This window comes from uncultured Pseudokineococcus sp., assembly GCF_947499845.1.
In the GTDB taxonomy this organism is placed as follows: Bacteria; Actinomycetota; Actinomycetes; order Actinomycetales; family Quadrisphaeraceae; genus Pseudokineococcus.
The window spans coordinates 1-7,302 of the sequence record NZ_CANMPM010000036.1 but is presented as its reverse complement, the minus strand read 5'-3'; the positions used below and the strand labels follow the sequence as shown (position 1 = coordinate 7,302).

At 67.8% G+C, this 7,302-nt stretch carries 10 protein-coding genes and 1 pseudogene; 10 read left to right on the top strand and 1 reads right to left on the bottom strand.

What is annotated here, in order from left to right; genetic code table 11:
* Positions 1–4: 4 nt before the first annotated feature.
* The 3 genes and pseudogenes from Q0789_RS16400 (at position 5) to Q0789_RS16390 (ending at position 1,567) form a co-directional block, all read left to right on the top strand.
* Positions 5–304 (top strand): integrase core domain-containing protein, encoded by a 300-nt coding sequence (locus Q0789_RS16400; RefSeq protein ID WP_298807057.1) that lies wholly within the window; start codon positions 5–7, stop codon positions 302–304.
* Between the two features lie 17 nt (positions 305–321).
* A pseudogene (locus Q0789_RS16395) lies at positions 322–785 on the top strand (IS5 family transposase); the annotation flags it as partial.
* Positions 786–1,012: 227 nt separating this feature from the next.
* Complete coding sequence (locus tag Q0789_RS16390; protein ID WP_298807055.1) at positions 1,013–1,567, top strand: hypothetical protein; 555 nt, start codon at positions 1,013–1,015, stop codon at positions 1,565–1,567.
* Positions 1,568–1,709: 142 nt separating this feature from the next.
* Here Q0789_RS16390 and Q0789_RS16385 read toward each other — a convergent pair whose 3' ends face one another.
* Complete coding sequence (locus Q0789_RS16385) at positions 1,710–4,364, bottom strand: excinuclease ABC subunit UvrA (RefSeq protein WP_366917776.1); 2,655 nt, start codon at positions 4,362–4,364, stop codon at positions 1,710–1,712.
* Positions 4,365–4,444: 80 nt separating this feature from the next.
* Between Q0789_RS16385 and Q0789_RS16380 the strand changes: the two genes are divergently transcribed.
* From Q0789_RS16380 to Q0789_RS16350, 7 genes are all read left to right on the top strand, one after another.
* Positions 4,445–4,678, top strand: a complete 234-nt coding sequence (locus Q0789_RS16380; protein ID WP_298807053.1) for a hypothetical protein — start codon at positions 4,445–4,447, stop codon at positions 4,676–4,678.
* 130 nt (positions 4,679–4,808) lie between these two features.
* Positions 4,809–5,069, top strand: coding sequence for a hypothetical protein (locus Q0789_RS16375; protein WP_298807052.1), 261 nt, complete (start codon positions 4,809–4,811; stop codon positions 5,067–5,069).
* A gap of 29 nt (positions 5,070–5,098) precedes the next feature.
* Entirely contained in the window at positions 5,099–5,497 is a 399-nt protein-coding gene (locus Q0789_RS16370) for a DUF192 domain-containing protein (protein WP_298807051.1), read from the top strand.
* Complete coding sequence (locus tag Q0789_RS16365) at positions 5,490–5,825, top strand: hypothetical protein (RefSeq protein ID WP_298807050.1); 336 nt, start codon at positions 5,490–5,492, stop codon at positions 5,823–5,825. The genes Q0789_RS16370 and Q0789_RS16365 overlap by 8 nt, the downstream gene beginning before the upstream one ends.
* 190 nt (positions 5,826–6,015) lie before the next feature.
* The gene (locus Q0789_RS16360) at positions 6,016–6,198 is read left to right on the top strand and encodes a hypothetical protein (protein ID WP_298807049.1); all 183 of its coding nucleotides are present in this window, start codon (positions 6,016–6,018) and stop codon (positions 6,196–6,198) included.
* A 72-nt stretch (positions 6,199–6,270) separates the two neighbouring features.
* Positions 6,271–6,864 (top strand): helix-turn-helix domain-containing protein, encoded by a 594-nt coding sequence (locus Q0789_RS16355; RefSeq protein WP_298807048.1) that lies wholly within the window; start codon positions 6,271–6,273, stop codon positions 6,862–6,864.
* A gap of 6 nt (positions 6,865–6,870) precedes the next feature.
* Positions 6,871–7,302: IS30 family transposase (locus tag Q0789_RS16350; protein ID WP_298807056.1), on the top strand; the 432-nt coding region annotated here is incomplete at its 3' end.

Here is a 7,302-nt window from a genome sequence, read left to right as displayed (position 1 = left end):
CGCGGTGGCCGCCCTTCGACGTCTACGCCACACCCGTCACCCGGGCCGGCCGTACACCACCCTGCTGGACGCCACTGCGGAGGCGTTCAACTCGTTGTTCAAGGCTGAGCTGGTCCGCAACAAGGGCCCGTGGAAGAACGTCGACGACCTCGAGATCGCGACAGCGGAGTACGTCGACTGGTTCAACCACCGGCGCCTGCACGGCGAGCTCGGCCACGTCCCACCGGCCGAGTACGAGGCCGACCACCACCAGCACCACCCCGCTCCGGCTACCGTCAGAGCGTCACTTCAGAGCCTCCACTGAACCCGGGGCGAGACAGTGGGCTGAGCACCAAGACCCATGCCGCGGTCGATGGCCACGGGCGGCCCCTGGCCGTCGTGGTCACCGCCGGGCAGGCCGGCGACTCGCCCATGCTGGCCGTGCTCCTGGGCGCGGTCCGCGTTCCCCGGGTCGGGCCAGGGCGCCCGCGCACCCGGCCCGAAGCGGTCCTGGCCGACAAGGCCTACTCCTCGCGCGGCACCCGCGCCCTGCTCCGGCGTCGGGGCATCAAGGCCGTGATCCCCGAGCCCCGCGACCAGAGCAGGCCCACCGCACCAAGCGGGGCTCAGCCGGCGGGCGTCCGGTGACCTACGACGCCGACCTCTACAAGCGCCGGAACACCGTGAAGCGGTCCTTCAACCGGATGAAGCACTGGCGGGGACTGGCCACCCGCTACGACAAGCTCGCCCTAGTCTACCGCGGCGGCGTCGTCCTGGCCGCCATCCTCACCTGGCTCAAGCCGTAGGGAGACACGTCCTAGCCTTCGCCAAGCCGATCGAGCAGATCGGGCCGCTGCTGTTGCGATGACCGCCAGGATCCGCCGACCGGCTATCGGGACAGCGGAAGCGGTGTGCGCCTGACTACGATCCGAACATGAGTACGCGGGGGATCGTCTTCTTCGATATCGATGGCACGTTGGTTCCCTCCATGTCGAGCAGTAGCTTCCTCGCCAAGCACTTTTGACATGCACGCGTGCTCGACGTCGCTGAGCAGCGGTACGCCGAGGGCGAGCTGACGAACGAGGAAGTCAGCGTCATCGACGCTGAGGGATGGCGCGGAACTCCGATGTCGACTGTTGCCGCGTGGCTCGGGGAGCTTCCACCGATCGCCGGGATTGACGCTGTCGTTGCCTGGTGCGTCCAGCACGATGTCGAGCCGGCCCTAGCGTCACTGGCTTGGCAGCCCGTTGCGGATGCGATCGCGAAACGTCACGGACTCACCGCGAACGGCGGGCCCCGAGTGCGTGTCGTCGGGAGCGACTACGACGGCACCGTGGCGGAGCACTTCAACGAGTACGACAAGCGAGATCGCGCCCTCCAGTTCGCGGCGGAGCACGGCGTCTCGATCGATCACTGCTGTGCCATCGGTGATAGTCGGTCCTACCTCCCGCTGTTCGCCGCCGTGCCGACATCACTCGCTCTGAACGCCGGCGCCGCGGCTCGGGCGGCCGCCTCCGCTGCCGTTGACACGAAGGACCTGCGCGACGTCATTCCCTGGCTCGAGGCGTGGAAAGCCGCCCTCCACTGACCTTGGGCGTTTATCGGCGCAGACGAACGGTAGCCGATCTCTGAGGTGTGTACACACTTGATTCGCCTGTGGAAAGTTTGGCTGCTCGGTGCTCTTGTGACTGCGTACCGGGTCATCGGTTGTCAAGCGTCGGCTCTTCTGCTCAGATAGCCGCAACGATGAGGTTGATCGCCGCGGCAAGGTACGCCGCGGACGCGCCGACGCCGTTCTCGACAACTTGTGCAGGAGTTCCAGCGGCGACGACTGCGCCGCCATCGGCGCCGGCGCCGGGTCCGAGGTCGATGACGTAGTCGGCTGCTGCCACCACCCGCATGTCAAGTTCCACCGCGACGACGGTGTTTCCTGCGTCGACGAGGGTTTGCAGATGCGTCACAAGCCGGTCAGCGTCAGCGCAGTGCAGGCCCGAAGATGGTTCGTCGAGAACATACAAGGTGTCCCCTCGTTGTGCGCGCTGTAGCTCGCTTGCGAGCTTCACGCGTTGCGCCTCACCTCCAGAGAGCTCGGTTGCCGGTTGTCCGAGTCGCAAGTATCCGAGACCCACGTCTGACAGTGCAGCTAGTGAGCGGGTGATGTCGTCTTCACCGTCAAAGAACGGGTGGGCTTCCTCAACGCTCATCGCGAGCACGTCAGCGATGGTGCGCTCCCGCCAAGTGATCTCGAGGGTCGAGGCTTTGTACCGGGTCCCGTGACAGTCGGGGCATTCGGTGTACACGGATGGGAGGAAGAGCAGCTCGACCATCACGGACCCTTCGCCCTCACAGGTGGGGCAGCGGCCGCCGGAGACATTGAAGGAGAAACGGCCGGGCTTGTACCCACGCGAGCGAGCTTCGGGCGTCTCAGCGAAGCGTCGACGGACGTGGTCGAACAAGCCCGTATATGTTGCAACGTTCGATCGGGGGGTTCGGCCGATGGGTCGTTGATCGATGTTGACAACCCGCCGGACCCCCTCGAGAGAGCCGTCGAGGACACCGTCGAGCCGCTCTGGGGTATCGGCAAGGAGCAGCTCGTCGCCGGTCGGTTCGTCCTCCGCCGGAATGCTGTGACCGAGGCGGTCACCGACGAGAGCCGGGAGGGCCTGGCTGACCAAGCTCGACTTGCCGGAACCCGAGACTCCGGTGACCGCGGTGAAAACACCCATGGGAATGTCGATGGAGACGCCGTGCAGGTTGTTACGAGTCACGTCCTTCAAGTGGAGCCACGCGCGAGGGTCGCGAGGGGTGTGCGGGGGCAGTCCACTGCCACCGAAGAGGTAGCCGCGTGTCACTGAGTCCTTGACGTCGGCAAGCCCATCGGTAGGGCCGCTGTAGAGAACGCGGCCGCCATGCTCGCCCGCGCCGGGGCCGATGTCCACGAGCCAGTCCGCGTGCCGCATGACATCGACGGAGTGTTCGACGACGAACAGGCTGTTTCCGCTTCTCTTGAGCCCGTCGAGGATCTTCAAGAGCGCTGTCACGTCTTGTGGGTGAAGGCCTGCGGATGGTTCATCGAGGACATAGACGACGCCGAACAGGTCGGAGCTGAGCTGTGTGGCGAGCCTGATTCGTTGCAACTCGCCACCCGACAGGGTCGGGGTGGTTCGACTTAACGACAGATACCCGAGGCCAAGATCGGTCAGTGGGCGGAGTCGCTCGATCAGCCCGGAAGCGAGCCGGGACGCAGCGGCGCGCTTCTCCGGCGAACGGTTTGCGGTGCGGCGCACATCGGGTGCGGCGGAGTGCGCGGACCCTCCGGCGGCGATGCGCTGCTTCGTGGCTGCGCGACGGGAATTGGCATGCAGCACTGCACCATTCGGAACGGTCTCGGCCTGTTGCGCTCCCGCAACAACGTCGGAGAGCATGTCAGCCAGCTCTCGAAGCGGCAACTGCGAGAACTCCGCGATGTCCAGGCCCTCGAACGTGACCGAGAGCGCTTCAGGCTTCAGCCCCTTCCCGTGACAGACCGGGCATAGGGCAGCGTCGAGATACTGCGCGACGCGACGCTTCATCGACGCGCTCTTCGAGTTCGCGAATGTGTCCAACACATACCGGCGGGCTCCGACGAAGGTGCCCGAGTAGCTCGGCTCGACCCCGGCCTTGGTCGCGGCGCGAGCCTCAGCAAGCGTCAACCGGGAGTGGACCGGAACGAACGGGGTCTCATCCGTGTAAAGGATCCAGTCCCGGTCTTTTCGTGGCAGATCTTTCCATGGCACGTCAACGTCATAGCCGAGGGCCACCAACACGTCGCGGAGCTGGTGTCCGTGCCATGCCGTCGGCCAGGACGCGATCGCGCGCTCCCGGATCGTGAGCGACGGATCCGGCACCATCCGCTCCTCGGGCACCGCGTAGACACGACCAATGCCGTGACACTCCGGGCAGGCCCCCTGCACCGTGTTCGCAGAAAAATCCTCCGCGTAGAGCATCGGCTGCCCATCCGGATAGTCCCCGGCGCGGGAGTACAGCATCCGCACGAGACTGGACACCGTGGTGATGCTTCCCACCGTGGACCGGGCACTGCGTCCTCCACGCTGCTGCTGCAACGCCACGGCCGGCGGCATCCCGGTGATGGAGTCAACATCGGGAACGCCCGCCTGGTCGATCAGACGGCGAGCGTACGGCGCCACCGACTCCAAATACCGTCGCTGCGACTCCGCGTACAGCGTCCCAAACGCCAACGATGACTTCCCGGAACCCGACACACCCGTGAACACCACTAACGAGTCCCGCGGAACGGAGAGGTCCACATTCCGCAGGTTGTGCTCCCGAGCACCCGAGACCCGAACCTGCGCGTCGGCGGCGGGTGAAGAATCAGACGAAGTCATGACTGGATCATACTGACCGGCGCAGCTGCTCCGCCCGCCCTCGAGCGGCCGGCGCGAACCTGGCGCAATACGCCCGAGTCATGACGCAGAACCAGCACGAAGCCCGCACGGTCGACGGCGGGCACTGGGCCGGCGAAATCGAGGCGGCCGCGGAGGCTCGCGTCCTCCCGCTGCTCACCCCGCCCGCGCCGAAGCGTCAGGCGATCGCAGATGCCAAAGAGGAATCCACCGGGCTCGACGAGGGCGACGCAGACTCGCGCGAGCTCGCAGCGATCTACGACGGATACCTCACTCAGCTCACCGGAAGAAACTAAGAACATGGCCGCGAAGAGAACCGCGCGCCGCACGTCCGCGCTCAGCGGGCAGACGCCCGTCAACACCCAGGCAATGCCGCCGGCACAGACGCCGGCCCCGGTTGCAGTCGCGCCCGCAGCCCCCGCCGTCGTGGCGAAGCCGAGCGGGGGAGCGGGGTCGAAGAAGGCCACGCGCACGAAGATGAACTACTACGCCGACACCGACCAGGACGGCCGTATTCGCCCGGCGCACTACGCCGGCGGCGACAAGTACGGCTGGCGGAACATGACCGACATGCAGTTGCACGGCGTGATGGGCCTCGTCGAGTCGCTGGAGCGCGAGCTGAACGGCGGCGAGCACTTCGAGCCGATGCCTCCCGGCACCGGTCCCGTGGGCCGGCCCCTGGAATGAAGCGGGCAGCGGCCGCCGTCGCGGCCGCCGTGGCGATCGTCCTCACCGGCTGCGCCGCGGACGTCGACGAGCTGCGGGTGACCATTGACGGAGTGACGGTCACCGCCGAACAGGCGACCAGCGTCGAGGCGCAGCGCGCAGGGCTCAGCGGGCGAGACAGCGTGCCCGAGGGCACCGGCATGTGGTTTCCGCTCGCGCCCGCACAGTGCACCGAAGTGTGGATGCAGGACACCCGCGTGTCGCTCGACGTCGTGTGGATCCGCGACGGGCGCGTGACGGGCGTTGTGACGCTCCAGCCCTGCTCAACCGAGCCATGCCCCCGAGAATCATCCCCGGGGGCCGTAGACGCGATCCTTGAAGCCCCTGCCGGCACTTTCAGCCAGACGGTAGTGGGCGCCACCGTAGAACGAAGGAGCACCGATGGGTGATGACCTGATCGACCCAGCCGACCCAATGTACGAACTGAAAGTAGCCGAGGCGTTCCAGCACACGGTCAATGGGGCTCACGAGGGCGACGACCTCCCGGTGCAGATAACCGTGCGCCGGGCCGGTAAGATCGCCGCGGGCATGGGATCAGTCGCCCGCGGCCATTCCGGCTACACCGACGCGCTGCGCGACGCCTCATGGTTCCTCGACGCCGTGGTGGCCGAAGGCCGGCCGCACACGGTCGTGTCGCGCTCGGCGTCCGAGCTGTGGGCCGTCCTCGACGCCTGGCCCTGGCCCCGACCTGGCAAGCCGAAGGACAACGCCGAGTAGACCACCCGGCAGCGTCCGATGTTCCCGCGACGATGAACCCGTGGGAACGAACAAGCGCTACCCCCACCTGCCTGCGCAGAGGGGTGAAGAGCGAGAGCTACGCGAGGCGCGCAAGCGTGGACCGCTGCGCACCCTCGACTCACTCCCGCTGCGACTACACGCGCAGCCCCTCACGATCGTTCCCGAGCAGGTGACGATATGGGGTCACGCCTGGCTCCAGTTCGGGGATACGAACGTGCGGTGCGTCGTCCAGGTGAAGCGATGGACGGCCGACGCCGTGGGCGTCCAGGTGACGATCGACGGCGACAAGCTGCGGTGCTGGACATGGCAGGGCGCATGCCAGCGAATCTCGGACCCGACCGACGTCTGGTAGCCCTGCCGCAAACGATGGCGCGCTCAAGGGGTCAACGCACCACCACGATGATCACGACCCGTGGAGGTGCCCGTGCCCCGGCCCCATCTGTCCCTCGCCCAGCAAGACCGTGCCTGGGCGCAGTGGCGCACCGGGCGCTCGGTGCGCTCAGTCGCCCATGACCTCGGCGTCCCGGTCCAGCACGTCCGCCGGTACTTCGCCGCGACCGGCGGAATCCGCACCCGACCAGCCGGACGCTCCAGGCGGCACCTGTCCCTGGTCGAGCGGGAGGAGATCTCCCGCGGCCTGGCGGCCGGCCACAGCTTGCGGGCCATCGCGACGGGCCTCGGTCGCCCGCACTGCACCGTCTCCCGCGAGGTGGCCCGCAACGGCGGCCGCCGCGCCTACCGCGCTCTGGACGCCGACACCGCGGCGTACGCCCGAGCCAAGCGGCCCACGACCAGCAAGCTCACCGCCCGCCCCGCCCTGGGGGCCGCGGTCGAGCAGGGGCTGGCGGAGGAGTGGTCACCCCGCCAGATCAGCCACCGACTGCGCCTGGAGCACCCCGAGGACCACACCATGCGGATCAGCCACGAGGCGTCCTACCTCAGCCTCTTCGTGCCCCGACACTCACCGCTGCCGCGCCGACTGACCCAGCAGCTGAGGACCGGGAGGGCGATGCGCTAGCCGAAGATCGCCCGCCGGCCCACCGGTCGAGGCCAGATGCGCGACATGACCTCCTGGCGCGACCGGCCCGCCGAGGTCGAGACCCGAGCCGTGCCAGGCCACTGTGAGGGCGACCTCGTGATGGGTCGTCGACCCTCGGCCATCGCGACCCTCGTCGAGCGCACCACCCGGTACACCGTCTTGGTCGCTCTGCCGGGCCTCAAGGGCGAGGACGTCCACCCGGCCCTCGCCGATGCCTTGAGCGAGATCCCGACCCACCTGCGCCGGTCGCTGACCTGGGACCGCGGCCGAGAGATGTCCCAGCACGCCCGCCTGAGCGCCGACACTGGCTGCCCGGTCTACTTCTGCGACCCCCGCAGCGCCTGGCAACGCGGCACCAACAAGAACACCAACCGCCTACTGCGCCAGTACCTGCCCCGCGCCGCGGACCTACGCCTG